This is a genomic window from Streptomyces sp. NPDC041968, from assembly GCF_055589025.1.
In genome coordinates, this window is sequence record NZ_JBVJCB010000006.1 from 382,129 (window position 1) to 399,534 (window position 17,406).

19 protein-coding genes are annotated in these 17,406 nt (G+C 71.3%); 2 read left to right on the top strand and 17 right to left on the bottom strand.

Annotation, left to right across the window (positions count from 1 at the left end):
• Positions 1-368 precede the first annotated feature (368 nt).
• On the bottom strand, positions 369-1,694 hold the full coding sequence (locus tag ACZ6EG_RS17660; protein WP_391969736.1) for a PhoH family protein: 1,326 nt from the start codon (positions 1,692-1,694) through the stop codon (positions 369-371).
• 997 nt (positions 1,695-2,691) lie between these two features.
• On the opposite strand from ACZ6EG_RS17660, the gene ACZ6EG_RS17665 reads away from it, so the two are divergent.
• Entirely contained in the window at positions 2,692-3,882 is a 1,191-nt protein-coding gene (locus ACZ6EG_RS17665; protein WP_391969737.1) for a winged helix DNA-binding domain-containing protein, read from the top strand.
• Between the two features lie 15 nt (positions 3,883-3,897).
• Here ACZ6EG_RS17665 and ACZ6EG_RS17670 read toward each other — a convergent pair whose 3' ends face one another.
• From ACZ6EG_RS17670 to ACZ6EG_RS17685, 4 genes are all read right to left on the bottom strand, one after another.
• Positions 3,898-4,722: a methyltransferase domain-containing protein gene (locus ACZ6EG_RS17670; protein WP_469605444.1), complete on the bottom strand. Its 825-nt coding sequence runs from the start codon at positions 4,720-4,722 to the stop codon at positions 3,898-3,900.
• Positions 4,723-4,747: 25 nt separating this feature from the next.
• The gene (locus tag ACZ6EG_RS17675; RefSeq protein WP_391969739.1) at positions 4,748-5,620 is read right to left on the bottom strand and encodes an LLM class flavin-dependent oxidoreductase; all 873 of its coding nucleotides are present in this window, start codon (positions 5,618-5,620) and stop codon (positions 4,748-4,750) included.
• A gap of 63 nt (positions 5,621-5,683) precedes the next feature.
• Positions 5,684-6,703, bottom strand: a complete 1,020-nt coding sequence (locus ACZ6EG_RS17680; protein WP_391969740.1) for a hypothetical protein — start codon at positions 6,701-6,703, stop codon at positions 5,684-5,686.
• Complete coding sequence (locus ACZ6EG_RS17685) at positions 6,700-7,362, bottom strand: hypothetical protein (RefSeq protein ID WP_469605448.1); 663 nt, start codon at positions 7,360-7,362, stop codon at positions 6,700-6,702. Before ACZ6EG_RS17685 ends, ACZ6EG_RS17680 begins: the two co-directional genes overlap by 4 nt.
• A 184-nt stretch (positions 7,363-7,546) precedes the next feature.
• On the opposite strand from ACZ6EG_RS17685, the gene ACZ6EG_RS17690 reads away from it, so the two are divergent.
• Positions 7,547-7,915 (top strand): DUF192 domain-containing protein, encoded by a 369-nt coding sequence (locus tag ACZ6EG_RS17690; RefSeq protein WP_469605451.1) that lies wholly within the window; start codon positions 7,547-7,549, stop codon positions 7,913-7,915.
• Between the two features lie 37 nt (positions 7,916-7,952).
• On the opposite strand, the gene ACZ6EG_RS17695 is transcribed toward ACZ6EG_RS17690, so the two are convergent.
• From ACZ6EG_RS17695 to ACZ6EG_RS17750, 12 genes are all read right to left on the bottom strand, one after another.
• On the bottom strand, positions 7,953-8,579 hold the full coding sequence (locus tag ACZ6EG_RS17695) for an OmpA family protein (protein WP_469605454.1): 627 nt from the start codon (positions 8,577-8,579) through the stop codon (positions 7,953-7,955).
• An 8-nt stretch (positions 8,580-8,587) separates the two neighbouring features.
• Positions 8,588-9,166 (bottom strand): hypothetical protein, encoded by a 579-nt coding sequence (locus ACZ6EG_RS17700; RefSeq protein ID WP_469605457.1) that lies wholly within the window; start codon positions 9,164-9,166, stop codon positions 8,588-8,590.
• Between the two features lie 33 nt (positions 9,167-9,199).
• Entirely contained in the window at positions 9,200-9,793 is a 594-nt protein-coding gene (locus ACZ6EG_RS17705; protein ID WP_469605567.1) for a pilus assembly protein TadG-related protein, read from the bottom strand.
• Positions 9,790-9,990, bottom strand: a complete 201-nt coding sequence (locus tag ACZ6EG_RS17710) for a Flp family type IVb pilin (RefSeq protein ID WP_384701373.1) — start codon at positions 9,988-9,990, stop codon at positions 9,790-9,792. Before ACZ6EG_RS17710 ends, ACZ6EG_RS17705 begins: the two co-directional genes overlap by 4 nt.
• A 384-nt stretch (positions 9,991-10,374) precedes the next feature.
• The gene (locus ACZ6EG_RS17715) at positions 10,375-11,268 is read right to left on the bottom strand and encodes a DUF5936 domain-containing protein (protein ID WP_391969746.1); all 894 of its coding nucleotides are present in this window, start codon (positions 11,266-11,268) and stop codon (positions 10,375-10,377) included.
• 12 nt (positions 11,269-11,280) lie between these two features.
• Positions 11,281-12,225: a type II secretion system F family protein gene (locus ACZ6EG_RS17720; RefSeq protein WP_391969747.1), complete on the bottom strand. Its 945-nt coding sequence runs from the start codon at positions 12,223-12,225 to the stop codon at positions 11,281-11,283.
• A gap of 36 nt (positions 12,226-12,261) precedes the next feature.
• The gene (locus ACZ6EG_RS17725; RefSeq protein ID WP_469605460.1) at positions 12,262-13,599 is read right to left on the bottom strand and encodes a CpaF family protein; all 1,338 of its coding nucleotides are present in this window, start codon (positions 13,597-13,599) and stop codon (positions 12,262-12,264) included.
• 18 nt (positions 13,600-13,617) lie between these two features.
• Positions 13,618-13,980 (bottom strand): TadE/TadG family type IV pilus assembly protein, encoded by a 363-nt coding sequence (locus ACZ6EG_RS17730; protein WP_391969748.1) that lies wholly within the window; start codon positions 13,978-13,980, stop codon positions 13,618-13,620.
• Position 13,981: 1 nt separating this feature from the next.
• A complete protein-coding gene (locus ACZ6EG_RS17735) occupies positions 13,982-14,398 on the bottom strand; it encodes a TadE/TadG family type IV pilus assembly protein (RefSeq protein WP_391969749.1) in 417 nt (138 codons plus the stop codon).
• Positions 14,395-15,648 (bottom strand): CpaE/TadZ family protein, encoded by a 1,254-nt coding sequence (locus ACZ6EG_RS17740; RefSeq protein ID WP_391969750.1) that lies wholly within the window; start codon positions 15,646-15,648, stop codon positions 14,395-14,397. The genes ACZ6EG_RS17735 and ACZ6EG_RS17740 overlap by 4 nt, the downstream gene beginning before the upstream one ends.
• 7 nt (positions 15,649-15,655) lie before the next feature.
• Positions 15,656-16,363 carry a Flp pilus assembly protein CpaB gene (gene cpaB / locus ACZ6EG_RS17745; RefSeq protein ID WP_391969751.1) on the bottom strand — a complete coding sequence of 236 codons (708 nt, stop codon included), beginning with the start codon at positions 16,361-16,363 and terminating at the stop codon, positions 15,656-15,658.
• Between the two features lie 82 nt (positions 16,364-16,445).
• Positions 16,446-17,294: a hypothetical protein gene (locus ACZ6EG_RS17750; RefSeq protein ID WP_356604722.1), complete on the bottom strand. Its 849-nt coding sequence runs from the start codon at positions 17,292-17,294 to the stop codon at positions 16,446-16,448.
• Positions 17,295-17,406 lie beyond the last annotated feature (112 nt).

Genomic DNA, 17,406 nt, shown 5'->3' on the forward strand with positions numbered 1-17,406 from the left:
CGTGCCCCTGGCGCAGGCCTCCCCAACTACGGGTCACGGGAGGCACGGGCCCGGTGGACAACTCCCGCGAGGGGAGCGCCGCGTGGTGCTCGGGCGGCATACGACGCTGCTATGGAGTTGGCTCTGGTGCTTCTGGGGCGCCGTACCGCTGGGGGTACAGCTGAGTCGTATGCGGGGCCTGACAGGAAGGAGACTCTGCCGTAACCCGACGGGGTGAGGCAATTCTGTGTTGCGTGTGAAAGCTCACATCCCGTTTGGCCCAGGGGAATTCCGGAAACCCCCACACACGACGACGCCGCCCGGCTAGGCTCTTCGCCTTCCGGACGGCGCCAACCGTCACACAATCGGCCCTCTCGGGACCTGTTTCCTCAGATGTGGCCGTCCTCCAGCATTTCGGTCACAAGTGCCGCGATCTGTGACCTCTCGGACCGCGTCAGGGTGACGTGGGCGAAGAGCGGATGCCCCTTCAGCTTCTCGATGACGGCGACGACTCCGTCGTACCGCCCGACCCGCAGGTTGTCCCGCTGCGCCACGTCGTGGGTCAGGACGACCCGCGAGTTGGCCCCGATCCGGGAGAGCACGGTCAGCAGGACGTTCCGCTCCAGCGACTGGGCCTCGTCCACGATGACGAAGGCGTCGTGCAGCGAGCGGCCGCGGATGTGGGTGAGCGGCAGGACCTCCAGCATCCCGCGCGCGGTCACCTCTTCGATGACCTCCCGGCTGGTGACCGCCGACAGGGTGTCGAAGACCGCCTGCGCCCAGGGGCTCATCTTCTCGGCCTCGGAGCCGGGCAGATAGCCCAGCTCCTGTCCGCCCACCGCGTACAGCGGGCGGAAGACCATCACCTTCTGGTGCTGCCGGCGCTCCAGCACGGCCTCCAGTCCCGCGCACAGCGCCAGCGCCGACTTGCCGGTGCCGGCCCGGCCGCCCAGCGACACGATGCCGACGTCCGGGTCGAGGAGCAGGTCGAGCGCGATCCGCTGCTCGGCGCTGCGGCCCTTGATGCCGAACGCCTCCCGGTCGCCGCGCACCAGGCGGACGTCGCCGTCGGGCGTGACCCGGCCGAGGGCCTTGCCGCGCTCCGACTGGAGGGTCAGACCGGTGTGCACGGGCAGGTCGACGGCCTCGGGGACATGGACCCGGCCCTCCTCGAAGAGCACGTCCACCTGCTCACCCGGCAGGGTGAGTTCGGACATCCCGGTCCAGCCGGAGGCGTCCGTGATGGCGAGCTCGGCGCGGTACTCCTCGGCGAGCAGGCCGACGGAGGACGCCTTGATCCTGAGCGGGAGGTCCTTGGAGACGACGGTGACGTCGAATCCCTCCGCCTGCAGGTTGCGGGCGACCGCGAGGATGCGGGAGTCGTTGTCCCCCAAGCGATAGCCGGTGGGCAGCACGCTGGGGTCCGAGTGGTTGAGCTCGACACGTACGGTGCCGCCGAGGTCCCCGATCGGGATGGGGGCGTCGAGGCGGCCGTGCCGCACCCGGAACTCGTCGAGCAGACGCAGGGCCTGCCGGGCGAAGTAGCCGAGTTCGGGGTGGTGCCTTTTCGCCTCCAGCTCCGTCACCACGACGATCGGCAGCACGACCTCGTGCTCGTCGAAGCGGTTCAGGGCGTTCGGGTCGGCCAGCAGGACGCTGGTGTCGAGAACGTAGGTGCGCCTATCTGGCTTGTGGCGCTTTGTGCTGGTCACCACGGAAGGACGTACCCCCTCGGAAGAGGTCGGGGAGCGACGGAGTGGACGCTGGGCCGGGAGCGCTGCAATGAGCCGACCGATCGACGACCGCCCTGCACTGGCGCGGGCCGCGGACCGGCCCTCCGCCGCGTCTTCCGTGCCGTGACCGCACGGTGGGGCTGGTGCAAAGGGCCTCCCGGGCGGACGGCTCCGTGCCGTCCGCTGAGATCCGACACCCGTGGTTCGGGCGTCGACCTGCTTGGCTTATGCCCGGGAACGAGCGCCGCCATGCCACGACCCAGGACGACGCACCGGTGAACTCCTCATGACGGGCGTCCCGCGCGGAGCGGGACGGAGCGGCGCGAGGAGCCGGGGCGCGGGAGGCAGAAAAAACGGGCCGGTCCGTGGGGGGGAGACGGACCGGCCCGAGGGGGGGTTTCCACCATAACCCTTCGTAAGGGATGTCGCGCGCATCGGCGTGCCACAACTACTCTCCGAAATCGCCCGACAACGCCGGAGTGGCCAGGGAAGCCCTCATTCCGTCGCGAGCGGTGGCCGGAACGCGGCGGATGCGTCGGCGAACGGGGTGGCGGGCGGGACCGGGGAGGCGCCGAGGGTTCCCGAAGGGGCGATCCGGGCGGTACCGCGGGCGGTCCGGCGGACCACGCGTCCCCCGTCGCGGGCCGCCCGCGACTCGTCCGACCGGGTGACACCACCGGCGAACGCCCGCTTGACCGGGCACCGCGCAGCCCCCTCCGCCGCGCGGCGCCACACGCGCAGCTTTGCTCACGCGAATTGCCTGGCCTAGAACTTACGTGACCGGGCGGGCTCGATTCGACCCGCGAAGGCCACCGGTCAATAACGATGTGGAAACCCTGTGCGGATCGAGGGGTGATTCCGCACCTCCCGCCGAACCCGAGGACATGTGCGAAGGTACGCCGTTTACGCCCCGAAGATCCCCTCCCGCCCCGGCTCCACTGGGACAGTTCCTGTCCTACTGCTCCTCTAACGTCGCCTCATGACGACGACGGTGGCGCCCCCTTGGGGCGCGGTGAGCGCGCGACGGCTCGAACGGCAGTTCCTGGCCAAGTCCGCCCGCAAGGGCACGGCGCTCGCCGACGTGGCCGACGCGATGCTCGGAACCCACGCGCAGGTGCTGTCCGCGGCCGAGTTGTCGCTCGGGCTGCGGGCGGACGGGGTGACCCGTGCGGACGTACGGGACGCCCTGTGGCCGACCGGGACGGCCGCCGCACCGGCCTCGCTGGTGAAGACCCACGGTCCGCGCGGGACGGTGCACCTCCTGCCCACCCGCGACCTGGCGATGTGGTGCGCGGCGCTGCCCGCGGTCCCCTCCGGCGCCGCGTCCTTCGCCGCCGACGTACGCCTCGACGAGGAGCGGGCCGATCAGGTCGTGGCCGCGATCGGGGCCGCCCTGGACGGCGCGTTCCTGACCGTCGACGAACTGGGCGAGGAGGTCGTCGCCCGTACGGGCCCGTGGGCCGGCGACCTGGTGATGCCCGCGTTCCAGACCCTGTGGCCGCGCTGGCGGCAGGTGCTGCACCGGGCGGGCCAGTCCGGCGCGCTCTCCTTCGGCCCGAACCGGGGCCGCAAGGTGACGTACACCCGCCCGCCCCGCTTCACCCCCCTGCCGCCCGAGGAGGCGTTGCGGCTCCTGGTACGCCGCTACCTGCACGCGTACGGCCCCGCCACCCCGCAGCACTTCGCCAGGTGGCTCGCGGCACCCGCGGGCTGGGCGCGGGCGCTGTACGACGGCCTGGCCGCCGCGGGCGAGATCGAGGAGATCCGCTTCGAGGGGGCGCCCGCCTGGGTGGTGGCGGGCGACACGGTCTTCCCCGACGGGCCCGCGCGGGACGACCTGCTGCGCGGGGTGCGGCTGCTGCCGTACTTCGACGCCTACGTCATCGCCGCGCAGCCGCGGGAGCTGCTCTTCCCCGGAGCCGCGTACCAACGGGCGCTGGCGGGCGGACAGGCGGGCAACTTCCCGGTCCTCCTGGTGGACGGCGCCGTGGCCGGCGTGTGGCACCAGCGGCGCCGGGGACGGCTCACGACCGTCACGGTCGAACCGCTGGGGCGGCTGACGGCCCGGCAGCGGCGCGAGCTGTCCGCACGGGTGGAGCGGGTGGGCGAGGTCCTGGAGGCACGGGCGGAGCTGGTGGTGGGCGAGGTGACGACGGGCGCGCACGCGTGACCCGCCGGGCGGGCCCTACTCGTGCGGCTTGCGGGCGTCGAAGAGGTGACGCGCGCTGTGGGCGACGAAGGGCCCTTCGCTCTCGATGCGTTCGTGCAGCTCACGCAGCCGGTCCCGGTACCCGTCGACGGTGAAGCCGGGCACCATCCACACGACCTTGCGCAGGAAGTGGACGACGGCGCCGACGTCGTGGAACTCCATCCGCAGCCGTTCGGCGCGCAGGTCGACGACCTCCAGACCGGCCTGCTCGGCGTCGGCGCGCTCACGGTCCGGGTGGCGGTGGTTCCGGTTCTCCTCCGGCAGGCGCCCGAGGAAGTACTCGACGAGCTCGAAGACGCTGGCGGGGCCGACGTGCTGGGCGAAGTACGTGCCGCCCGGCGCGAGCACCCGGGCGATCTCCGTCCAGTGCGGCCGGACGGGGTGGCGGCTCACCACCAGGTCGAAGGCGCCGTCCGCGAAGGGGAAGGGCGCGTCGTCGGGCGAGGCGACCACGGGGACGCCGCGCGGGCGGAGCAGCCTCGTGGCCCCGGCGACGTTGGGCGGCCAGCCTTCGGTGGCGACGACGAGCGGCGGGCGGTGGGGTGCGGCGGCCGCGAGCGCGTGGTCCAGGACCTCCCCGCCCCCCGTCTGCACCTCCAGCACCGCGCCGGCCGCCACCAGCCGTGCGGACAGGGACCGGGCGTACCCCCAGGAGGGCCGCGCCTCGGTGGCCCGGCCCTCGAACCAGGAGAAGTCCCACCCCTCGGTGGGCACGGCGGCGCCTTCGGCCACCAGCTCGTCGAAGGTGCGGGGGCGAGGGGCGGGTGGGTGTGCCATGGGGGCGGATCCGTTCGGCGTCATGGGGGGACGTGGAGCGCGGCGCGGTCTAGACGACCAGGGGCCTGACCTGCTCGGCGGCGAACCGTACGAAGCCCTCCGGGTCGGGCTCGTCGCCGGTCGGCTGGAGGACCACGGTGTCGGCTCCCGCCTCGGCCAGCCGTCGCACGGCCTCGGCGACGGCTGCCGCGTCCCCCGCGACCCCGAGGTCCGGCACCGAGCCGACGCCCTCGGCGGCCAGGTCGGCCCGCAGCCGCTCGCCGGCGCCCGGGCCGGTCGCCGCGAGGAGGTACACGACCACCTCGTGCGGCTCGGTCCGCCCGGCCGCCGCGCGCCCTTCGTCGATGAGCCGACGGGCCTGCCGTACCCCGTCGGGCGGGGTGGACGCGGTGAGCACGGTCCCGTCGGCGGCCTCACCGGCCAGCCGCAGTGAACGGGGGCCGGTGGCGCCGGCGAAGACCCGGACGTCCCGGTCCGGCGGCCAGTCGAGGCAAACGTCGTCGAGCCGGACGTAGCGGCCCTCGGTCGTCACGCGCTGCCCGTGCAACAACGCCCGCAGCGCGTGCAGGTGCTCCCGCAACAGGGTGACGGGCGACTCGGCCCGCGCTCCGACCTGCCCCATCCAGTCCTGCACACCGTGGCCGAGGGCGAGGATCGGGCGGCCGGGGAACATGCGGTGCAGGGTGGCGGCCTCCATCGCGGTGAGCGCCACGTTCCGCAAGGGGACGGGCAGCAGTCCCACGCCGATCCGCGTCCGCTCGGTCCAGGCGAGCGCCGCGGCGGCCGAGGAGACGCCGCCCTCGCGGAAGCAGTCCTCCCAGAGCCACAGCTCCTCGAGGCCGGCGTCATCGGCGGCCTGCGCGACGGCACGCAGCCGCTCGGGGGCGAGTTGGGGGCGGAACACCGCGCCGAGTCCAGTCATGCGACCTTCCTACCTTCGGCGCGGGGCACCGGACAACCGGATTCGGGCGGGCCGGCGGGGGTGTCAGCGGTTGATGGCCTGGATCTCCTGGACGGTGACGGCCTGGGTGGCGCCGAAGGTGCCTTCGGGAAGGTCTCCGCCCGCACCGCCGCTGCCGGTCCAGTGGATGTCCCACGTGACCGTCGCCTGGAGCGGGAACGTCCCGTCGCCCGACGAACGCAGGTACCGCACTCCGCACGGGGGCGTGTCGTTCGCCCTGCCCTTCTCGTACGGCGCCCCGATACGGCCGCCCTCGATCTCGCAGACACCCGAGGCCGGGTAGGTCTCGGCGTCCGGCGTGCCCGGCTCGATGCGCAGGGAAACGGGTTCCGCCGTGGCCGTCGCCTCGATACCGATCTCCTCGATCGACGCGGTGACCGAGACCGGCTTGAACTCGGCACCGTCCAGCCACGCCCACGTCGGAAGGTTGACCTTGGTCGCCTGCGCGGGCGCCAGCGTCACCTCGGTACCCGGAACGCGGATCTCCGCGTACGCCAGCTCGGCGAGGATCTTGGGAGTGACGGCGTTCTCGATGTCCGGGGGCGGGGCGTCGCCCGTGTCGACCCAAAAGTAGTCCTCGTCGCAGGCGTCCCAGCCTGGCGGGTAACTCTTGTTCACGTAAGAGCCCCACCAGTAGCCCTTGCCGGACTTGTCCTTGTTGAAGGCCTTCTTCTCGTCGTCGGCGTTGTACTGCTCCCGCTGCTCGGCATCCCACTCGTGACCCGTGGAGCCCGCCTCCCAGATGGGCTCCAGGTACTTCTGCAACTCCTCGGGCGTGTACTTCGGGGCGTACCAGCAGGCCGGCGGAGTCCACGACACGGGCGACGTCAGAGCCCCGGTGGAATCGCCGGTGCCGTTCTTCGAACGGTCGAAGACGATGCCGCCCACGGTGACGGAGACGGTGCCGTCTGCGCCGGTGTCAGCGCGTTGCTCCGACCCGTCCGTGCCGCCCCCGAACCCCTTTTCCGCATGGGCGGGGCCAACAGCACAGAGACTGAGGGCGACCAGTCCCGCGCCGAGGACCAGGACGTTGCTTCGGTTCATGGCTGGCACTTCGAGCTCCCCCGCTCCGAAACCAGTCGCTCCGTCACCCAGACGCCGTCATTGTTCTTGCGCAGGGTGCCCGCATACACGACATAGCTGTCTTTCGTCACCGATGTGACATCGGTTTTGCCGGTCTTGAGAAACTTGTTGAACGACTTGCTCTGGTCCTCGCAGTACACGATCGAGGCGGTGCCGTCCTTCTTGACGTTGACGCTCTCACGGTAGTACCGGGTCAAGCCGGTCGTACGGGCCTCGTGGTCGACGAAATCCTGGATGTACTTCTGACTTCCGGCGGCGGCTTCCCCTTCGGAGTAGAAGCGATAGGCCTCATGAAGCGGATTCTGCTTCGCGATGGCCATGTCCACGGCCCTGATGCGCTGTTCGGCATCATGCAGCACGGCGTCCTTGACGGGATCACCGGTCTTGTCCCACTCGAAGGTGTACGTGACATCGCCCGGCAACTCGATCTCCGGCCGGTCGGCCTGCGACGTGGCGGATGCGGTCGGCGACGCGGGCGGCGCGGAACTGCCCGTGTCCGCGCCCGCGATCTTGTCGTTGTCGCCGGACGGGCCGTCGTCGCTGCCGCACGCGGACACTGTCAGGGCCGCTGCTGTGGTCAGCGTGAGCGCTGCGAGGAGGGTGGGGCGGCGGCGATTCACGGTGGCTCCTGGGTGGGGCGAGGCTTGTGTCGAGCGGGGCAACGCTATCCACCAGGTTGGAGGGGCACCAGGGGTGGAGAACGCGAACCCGGGGCGCCACAGGGCTCCGCATCCTCCGTACGTGTGCCTTCTCGGGCCATTACGGTTGCATAACGCACACCGGACGGGCGGGAGGGGCAGCGGCATGGGGCGGCGCTGGCGGGACGGGACGGGTGTCCTGGTCGTGCACGGGGAGGGCGGCGCGCATGTCCGCGTTCCGCTGGAGATCGCCGGGTCCTACCGCGCCCGCACGAAGGGGCTGCTGGGGCGCGAATCCGTCGAGGGGGCGATGCTGCTGTCGCCCGCCAACAACGTGCACACCTTCCGGATGCGGATGCCCATCGACGTCGCCTACCTCGACCGGCGGCTGACGGTCATCGCCGTACGCACCATGCGGCCGGGCCTGCTGGGCGCACCGCGCCTGCGCTCCCGGCACGTGCTGGAGGCGGAGGCCGGGGCGATGGCAGGGTGGGGCGTGCGGGTGGGGGTACGGGTGGAGGTCGTGGAGGAGTAGGCGCGGGGCGCCTCCGCGCGGCTGCGGTGTCGGTCCGTCAGGCCTCCGTACGGGGGAAGGAGACCTCGACCCTGCGGTTCTTCTTGCGGCCGGCCTCCGTGGAGTTGTCGGCGATGGGGTACTGCTCGCCGTAGCCGCGGACCTCGTAGGTGATGTCGGCGTCGTTCAGGGTCTGGGTCAGGACGTCGTGCACGGCGTTGGCGCGTTTCCTGGACAGGACGTCGCCGTGGGCGGAGGAGCCGAGGTCGTCGGTGAAGCCGAAGACGCGGACCCTGGTGGCGTTCTGGTTGCTGACCTCCTCCGCGATCCCCTCGATACGGGACTTGGCCTCGGCGCCGAGCTTCGCGCTGTCCTTGCCGAACAGCACCTCGGCCTGCAGCGCGAAGGTGACGTTCGTGTTGGTGTCCTCACGGCGCTCGTCGCCGCTCTGGTCCTCGACGACCGACTTGATGTCCAGCACCTTCGCCTGCGCGAGCGTGGCACCGTCCGGGATCTTGAGGTCCGGGTCGTTGGGGTCCACCTCGACCGGGGCGGAGGCGGAGGGTTCGGTGCCGGGGGGGTCGTTGGGGTCGTCGGCGTGGGCCATGGCAGCCCCGTAAAGACTGGAGCTGAGCAGGACGGTGACTGCCGTAAGCACCAGGGTGAGTCGCGGGGTTGAGGTCATGGCGCGCCTCACCCGGAGATGGAGATGGTCGCGCTGGCGAAGGTCGGCAGTTGGAACGTCACTTCGGTTGTCTCCGTCGGCGGAGCAGGGAACTGCATGAACACCGCCAGGCGGTCACCGGATTTGATCGACGAGAAACCCGCCGTCGTCAGCGGGCGGCCATCTGTGTCGCGCAGCACGTAGTATCGCTTCTTGCCCTTGGAATCCACGAGTGTCGCCCCGCCGAGCGACCTACCGTTTCTGATGATCTCCGTCTCGTTCCCGCTCAGCGCCGACGGGATCGCGACACTCTTGTCGCCATCGTTCTTCAGGTCGCCGTTCACGGTCAGGAAGCCACCCGAATCACGCTCAGCGGAGGAAATACGCAGGATCAGACCGTTGGGCCCCTTCAATTCGGCCAAGGCTTCCTCCGTGCCGCCCTCCTGAGCACTCGGTCCCGACCCGCTCTCCTTGGAGGCGGACGCTGAGGCCTTCGGCTTCTCGTCGTCACCGCCACCACCACAGCCGACGGCACCAGAGGCCAGACCGGCGAGAACGGCCAATGCGAGCATCCCCTGACGGGATGTCCTCGTGAACCGAATGCTCATGACTCCGCTTCCTTCGTCCTCGTCGTTCACTTGTCAGTCGGCCAGATGGACGTCGAAAAGATCCTCGGGCTTCGGCAGGACCGAGAGGTCGTCCGGGTCGAATTCCCAGTCCTCACCCTTGCAGGAAAGCACCGGCAGCACGTCCTCGTCGGCATCCTCGGCGAGCGGCTTGAAGTCGCAACGGGCTTCGATGACGGCTCGCGCGGACTCCGTCGCTTTCTGATCCTCCGTGCCCGGCACGATCGTGTCCCCGACGGTGTCGTTGGTCTCCGCAACGACTGTGTAGCCCAGCATCCCATCGGATCCGCAGTCCACGCTCGCGTCGTTGAGAGCCGCCAACTCGTGAGCTCGCCAGCAGGCGTCGGGGACCGGCACCTCTCCCTCGAAGATGTCCCGCCAGGTGTCGGGATCCAACACGTTTGCGAGCCACTCGTCCGCGAGGTGGTCGCGGGTCTCAAGGGCGGCCGCGAGCGCCGCGGCGTCGGCCGCCGACTGGGCGTCACTTCGAGTGGCTGCGGCCTGCCCCACCGCGAAGTACGCCAATGCCAGCAGAAGCAGGCCTCCCACTACCGTGATGTAGATCGGGAAGGCCTGCCCCGCGTCGCTGTACTCCCGGGTTCGACTCAGCCACCGGTGACTTCGGCGATCTTCGAAGTGATCGCGTCGAAAATCGTCTGCCCGATGTCCGTCCCCGTGATAGCCAGCACGATCGCCACCACCACCGCGATGATCCCCAGGTACTCCACCGCCGTCTGGCCCCTGTCGTCGCGGGCGTGGGTGCGGGTGTGCAGGTAAGCGGTCGTGGTGCGGAGCCAGTTGGTCATGGTGTTCCCCTCCAGGGTGGGCGGTCCTCGGGTCCGAGGGCCGCGGGGCCCGTTCGCAGGCTGTGTCTCGGGCTGTGAGCCGGTCCATCGGGGTCCGTCCCGGAGGCAGGGCACGGTGGTGGAGGTCCGCGGTGGTCGTGCCGGGCGCGACGGGGGTCACGATCTCCACCTCCCCTGACTCCGGTCGGGTCCCCGGCCGGTCGGAAACACCAGACGACGACTGTCTCACAGTTGATTGCAGCTGCGAAAGGATTTGGATGGATGTGGCACTAGTGGGCAATGGATTGCGGGGTGTTGATTTCGTTGTTTCGTGTGCAGTCGCACTCTGTTGGTTGACTTCCTCCCTCGTCCCCGGTCGCGTGGCCGGCATGTGGTCCACCTCCCCTACTCCCCCGTGATGGTCCCGAAGTCCGTCCCCGAGCCCAGGATCAGGCCTGCGCCGAGGAGGATCATCGTGGCCGGGACCATGAAGGTCGTGATCATCATCGTGGCCTTGGGGACCGCGCGGGCGGCCTTGCGGCGGGCGTTCTGGGCGTCCGTGCGGCGCATGTCCTTGGCCAGCGAGACCAGGGTGTCGACGATGGGCGCGCCCAGTTCCTCGCCCTGCTGGAGGGCCGTCACGAACATCGCCACCTGTTCGGAGTCGTTGCGCCGGCGCAGTTCCGCGAAGGCCTCGCGGCGGCTCATGCCGAGGTCCATCTGGCGCAGGGTGATGCGCAGTTCGTCGGCCCAGGGACCCTCGTAGTGGGTGGCGACGCGGTCCAGGGCCTGGCGGAAGCCGAGGCCCGCGCTCACCACGACCGCCAGCACGTCCAGGAAGTCGGGGAGGGTCCGCTCGATGACGTCCTTGCGGATGCGGATCGCCGACCAGATGCCGACCTCCGTCCAGAACGCGCCGAAGGCGAGGAGGAGCAGGGCGACCACGAACTGACCGCGCAGGAGGAAGACGAGGAACCCGACGGCGCCCAGGAAGCCGTAGACCGCGCGGCGGGCGGCGTAGCGGTCGATGGTCAGGCCGCCGGGGTTGCCGGCCAGGTCGATGCGGCGGCGGTACCGGGCGACCAGGGCCGGGCCCATCAGGCGCAGTACGGCGGGCGCGTACCGCATGCCCATGCGGTCGATCAGGGAGTCGACGGCGCCGGTGCGGGTGGAGCCGACCTCCAGGGCGAGGGCCAGGTCGCCGGGGAGTTTGACGTCGGCCCGGTACATGCGGATGCCGGCGAAGACCCCCCAGACGCTCAGGGCCATGAGCAGGGCGAGCAGGAGACCGAGGGTCATGGCGTCACCTCCTCAGACGTCGATGCGGGACAGGCGGCGGATGAGGACGAAGCCGACGGCGTAGAGCGCGAAGGCGATGATCACCGCGGCCTGGCCGGCCGGGGATCCCGTCATGCGTTCCAGGGCGCCGTCCTTCACCCCGTTCATGAGGAACAACGAGCCGACGCCGAGGACGGGGACGGCGTACGAGGTCATGCTGACCTGGGAGAGCTGGGTGCGGACCTCGCGCCGGGTCTCCTTGCGCTCCTCCAGCGTCTCCGTCAGGTTGCGCAGGGCGCTGACCACTTGGCCGCCCGCGCGGTTGGACAGGACGAGGGTGGTGACCAGGACGACGAGTTCGCGGGAGGGGAGGCGCTCGCCGAGTTCTCCGAGGGCGTCGTCCATCGCGGCGCCGAGGGCCAGTTGGTCGGCCACCTTGCCGAGTTCCTCGCCCGCCGGGGCCTCCAGCTCCTCCGCGGCCATGCCGATGGCGGTGCGCAGGGCGAGGCCCGCCTGGGTGGCGTTGGCGAGGATGCGGGCGAGTTCGGGGAGCTGGTTGATGAACTTCTCGATGCGTTTCTGGCGCTGCCAGTTGAGGAACTGCACCGCCACCGCGATGCCGAGCAGGCCGGCGAGCGGCCCGAAGAAGGGCGCGAGGGCGGCCTGGCCGATCAGCCACAGACCGGCCACCGCCGCGAGCATGTACGCGAAGAACTCACCGGGCGTGACGTCCAGGCCGGTCGCCGCCAGGCGCAGTTCCAGCTGCCGGCCGAGCTTGGTGCGGCGCAGGCGGCGGTCCAGGGTCCGGAAGCGGCGCGGACGGCCGGAGGGGGTGAGCCGGCCCGTGGCGGAGAGACGGTCGACCAGGGCGTCGCGCTGGGCCTTGCCGGCGGCCCACGAGTGCAGGCCGACGACCGCCAGGGTGCAGGTGAGCAGCGTGATGCCGGTGGTGAGCGTGACGAGCGTGTCCAGTTCCATCGGGCGGTACCTACTCGGTTTCCATCGGTTCGGTTCCTACCTGGCTTCTCGGGTGGCGAGCTGGTCCGCGGTGTGGGCCACGCCGAAGGCCTGCGGGATGGGCTGGCTCGCCATGTAGAGGCGTTCGGCGGTGCGACGCGGGAGGGGGTAGTACTCGAAGACGCCGTCGACTCGGCCGTCGGCGGACATCGGCCGGGCGTTGAAGCGGGCGGCCGTGGCCAGGCGGTACGGCTCGCCGCCGTGGCTGGCCAGCAGGGCGATCTCGGTGATGCGGCGGGCGCCGTCGGCGAACCGGGTGAGCTGGACGAGGACGTCGACGGAGCTGTTGATCTGGTCGTGCAGGGCGACGAAGGGGATCTCGACGTCCGACATGGAGGCCAGGGTCTGGAGCCGCATCAGGGCGTCCTCGGCGCTGTTGGCGTGGACGGTGGCGAGGGAGCCGTCGTGGCCCGTCGACATCGCCTGGAGCATGTCCAGGGACTCGCCGCCGCGGACCTCGCCGACGACGATGCGGTCGGGGCGCATGCGCAGGGAGTTGCGGACGAGGTCGCGGATGGTGACGCGGCCCTGTCCCTCGACGTTCGGCGGGCGGGACTCCAGGCGGATGACGTGGGCCTGTTGGAGCTGGAGTTCCGCCGAGTCCTCGATGGTGATGATGCGTTCGGTCTCGGGGATCAGGCCGGAGAGGGCGTTGAGGAGGGTGGTCTTCCCGGTGCCGGTCGCGCCGGAGACGATGATGTTGAAGCGGGCCCGCACCAGGCCGGCGAGCAGGTACAGCATGTGCTCGTCGAGCGAGCCGAGGCCGATCAGTTCCTGGAGGGTGAAGGAGCGGGGGAAGCGGCGGATGGTGAGGGTGGCGCCGGTGAGGGACAGCGGCGGGATGATGACGTTGACGCGCTCACCGGAGGGGAGCCGGGCGTCGACCATCGGGTTGGACTCGTCGACGCGGCGGTTGACCGTGGAGACGATGCGTTCGATGGTCTGCATCAGCTGGTCCTCGGAGGCGAAGCGCAGCGGGAGCTGCTCGACGCGCCCCCCGCGTTCGACGAAGATCGCGTCGGGGCCGTTGACCATGATCTCCGTGATCGAGGCGTCCTCCAGCAGCGGTTCCAGGATGCCGAGGCCGAGGGCCTCGTCCACCACCCGGCGGATCAACTGGGAGCGTTCGACGGTGGACAGGACCGGGCCCTCGCGGCTGATGATGTGCCCGAGGACCCGCTCCAGGCGGGCCCGGCGCTCGGCCGTCGCCAGCGAGCTCATCTCGGCGAGGTCGATCTCCTCCAGGAGCTTGGTCCGGTAGGAGGCGACCAGGTGCGTGTCCTCGCCCCGGCTGCCGTGCTCCTCGGGGGAGTGGATGCGTGCGCGCAGGCTCATGCGTGTCCGGCTCCTCGGTCAGTGGTCCAGGGGCATGGTGGCGGTTCTGGTGGCGTCCCCGAAGTCCCAGCCGGGCACGATCGAGGGGATCTCGACGGTGGCGGTGACCGTCACCTCGTCGCCGCCCTGCGCCTCCGTGCAGTTCGTGCCGCCGGCCAGCCAGCCGCTGACGGCCACCGCGCACGCCGCCTCCGCGCTCCGGTCGAGCGAGGCCCCGCGTGCGCCGGCCCGGGCGGCGGTCCCGGCCTGCTGGGCGGCGTACGCGATCAGGCCGAGCTGGACGACGGCCATGCCGACGATGATCAGGATCGGGAGGAAGCCGAGGTACTCGATGGCCACCTGGCCCCGGTCCCTCGCCCGGCCGCGCACGGAGTACGGCATCTCAGTCGTCCTCCTCCTCGACGGCCCCCGCGTGCCCGTGCACGGTGTAGGGGAAGCTGACCGTGCCGGGGAAGAGGATGGGCACCTCGATGCGTACGTCGGCGGTGACGTACCCGCCCCCGGTGCCGCAGTCCACGCCGGCGCCCCCCTCCCACGCGCCCGGCAGCTTGTCCCGGCCCGCCTCCTGGCAGGCGCTCTGCCGAGCCCCCGGGTCGGCGGCCGTCGCCGCCCGTACCGCCTCGTCCGCAGCATTACCCGCGAGCGTGTAGGTGTATCCCACGAGGGCGAGCTGCCACAGCACCACCAGCGTGACGATGATGGTCGGCAGCATGCCGAGGAACTCCACGGTGACCTGGCCCCGGTCCCGGCGCGCAGGTCGGAGTGCCTCGCCGCGGATGCGGGCCCGTGACGCGCTCATCCCCCGCCGTCCTTCCGCCGTCGGACGCCCGTGGCCCCCCGGTCGCCGCGGAACCGGCCGGCCTTGCGGTCGGGCTCGGCCGCCCGGACCAGGCCCAGTTCGCCCGCGAGGGCCCACAGGGCCTGCTTCACCGTGCTCCGGCTGTCCAGTTCGTGGACGCGGCCGGCGTCCACGGCGCCCTGGAGCTCCTTGAAGTTGGCGGGGACGGTGGTGGCGGCGATCAGCGTGCCGGTGATCTTCTGGATCAGCGCGGGCTGGATCTCCGTGCCGCGGGTGTGCCGGTTGACGACCACGGTGGTTTCCTCGGCCTTGCGGATCTGCAGCCGGTCCCACATCCGCACCGCCCGCTTGGCGCCCCGCACGGCGACCACGTCGGGGGTGGTGACCAGCAGCGCCGTGTCCGCCGTCTCCACGGCCGCCGCGCCCGCCCCGCCGAGCTGGGCGCCGCAGTCGATGACGACGACCTCGTAGCGGGAGCGCAGGGCGCCGACGATCTGGCGGGCGGCGCGGTCGGTGACGTCCTCGCCGCGCTCCCCTTCGCCGGGGGCGAGCAGCAGGGCTAGTCCGGTGTCGTGGCGGAAGACGGCGTCGGCCAGGACGCGCGGGGAGATGTCGGTGATGGTGGCGAGGTCGGCGACCGACCGGCGGAACTGGACGTCCAGGTAGGAGGCGATGTCGCCGGTCTGGAGGTCCATGTCGACCAGGGCGGTGGGGCGGCCGGACGCCTGGGCGGCGAGGGCCAGCTGGATCGCCGTCAGGGAGGTCCCCACCCCGCCCTTGGCGCCGCTGACCGTGACGACGGTGCCGCCGGCCCCGGTGAAGACGTCGCCGCCGCTGCCCAGGTGCCGGCGGACGCCCACGGACCACTGGGCGACCGCGTGGACGCGGCTGGCGAGTTCCTCGTAGCTGAGCGGCAGGGCGACCAGGCCGCGGGCGCCGTGGTCCATGGCGGCCTGGAAGAGGGCCGGGCCGGGATCGGAGGTGACGAGGATGACGCCGACGGCCGGGAAGCGCAGGGCGACCTCGCGGATCAGCTCCAGGGCCGGCACCGGGCCGATGCGCTCGTGGACGACGACGACCTCGGGCAGTTCGTCGACCGACTCGGCGGCCAGTCGGGCGAGGGTGTCGACGAGCTGGGTGGAGTCGACGACCGGGGCCACCGGTTCGGCGTCGGGGAGCTGGCTGAGCAGGGTCGTGACGGACCGTACGGCGTCCGCGTCGCCGACTGCCGGGAGGATCCTCGTGGGCATACGGGTCTCACTTGTCCTTCGCGAGTTCGTACGTCCGGTCCTTGTCCGGGACCGTGGTGCCGCCGCCGGGCGCCACCAGCGCGAGCCGGACCCGCTGGGCGAACGACTCGGCGTAGGTGATGCGCTGGGCGTCGATGGTGGACAGGGCGAAGGTGATGGGGACGGCGTCGGTCGGTTCGCGGTCGCGGCTGTCCTCGTCGGGCTTCAGCGGGGTGAGGTCGCCGACGTCGATGACCCGGGCGTTCGTCACGATGATCTTGGACTGGGCGGGGTCGCCCTCGCGCGCCCCCTCGAAGGTGGCGTAGACGTTGACGGTGGAGCCCGGTGTGATCTTTCCGGCGACGCCGGTCGCCGCGTCGATCATGATGGCGACCTCCTGCTGCCCCGGCTGGAGGGCGGGCTGATCGACGATCATGTCGCTCTGGAGCAGCGAGCCCGCCTTGAGCGTCGTCACCGCGATCTTGCCGCGGACCTGTCCGAGGTCGGTGACGGCGTTCTCCGACAGCCAGCGCTCGGGCATCTGGATCTTCTCGAACTGCCCCGCGTCGAGGGGCGTGTAGGGCTGCACCTCGTTCTTGAGCCGATAGGCGGTGACCTCGGGCCCGACCTTGGACTTCACGTCGTTGACGACGGACAGCACGCCGGCGAAGGCGCCGAGGGCGCACAGGACCGACAGGATCAGCAGGATGATGCCGCGGCGCTGACGGGAGTTCATGAACCGTGCAACCTCATTGGGGGAATCGGTCGAGCCGGATCGGATGGCGGGGCGGGGGGGGCGCGGGCGGGGCCTTGCGGGCCTACCCCGTGAGCGCGCGTCTCTCCCGGTGCTGGAGGGAGCGGCCGGAGTCGGGCCGCCGCTCGTACTCCGGCGGTGTCGCGGAGCAGAAGACGCAGCGGTCGCCGATGACGTCGATGCCGCACCAGTGGCACCGGCTCTGCCGCACCGAGGTGACCAGCTGGTACAGGACGGAGAGGTCGGGGAGGTAGGCGCAGAACTCGGTCAGCTTGCCGGTCCCCCACCAGCGCGCGGACTCGGCGGGCAGCGGCGCCTCGCGCAGCCCCTGCGCACGCCAGGAGGGGGCGAGGGTGCCGGTGACCCAGTCGGAGGGGAGCTGCCCCTTGGCGACCAGCAGCCACGTGCCGAACTCGGGCCCGTCCAGGGCGGCCTCCGGGCCGATCCGCACCAGCTGCGGCACGGGGTGCGCCACGACCCCGAACTGGCTGCCGGGCATCCAGGACCTGGCGTGCGACTTGAGGCCGACGGGGACGTGGTCGAGCCGGGCGACGGAGCCGAGGAGCGCGCCGGCGTGGAGGTAGTGGGTGAGCAGGCGGCCGGCCGAGGCCAGGACGCCGGGGCTGAGGTCGCAGGAGGCGAGCTGCCTCAACTGGCGTGCCAGCACGGCGAGTCCGAGCGGCGGCAGCGGTGGACGGAACAGGGCGATCCGGTCGGTCTCCAGGAGGGCGCGGACGGTGTGCAGCCGCCGCTCGACGCCCGTCGGGACGGCCCGGGAGCACACCACGATCAGGTGCCCGTGCAGGTCGACCAGCGACTGCAGCTCGGCCAGCACCTGGTCCAGCGGACGCCGGTCCACGTCCTGGAGCACGACCGCGGGCAGCGTCCGCTCGTCGTGCGGCGGCAGCGCCATGTCGGCACTGGTCACGGCAATGGCAGTTGGCACGCGCGGCTCCCCGTCTCCCCATGGCCGTCGGTCCACCGGCGTAACTCCGGCACACCCGGATGACTTCACTGCGTGACTA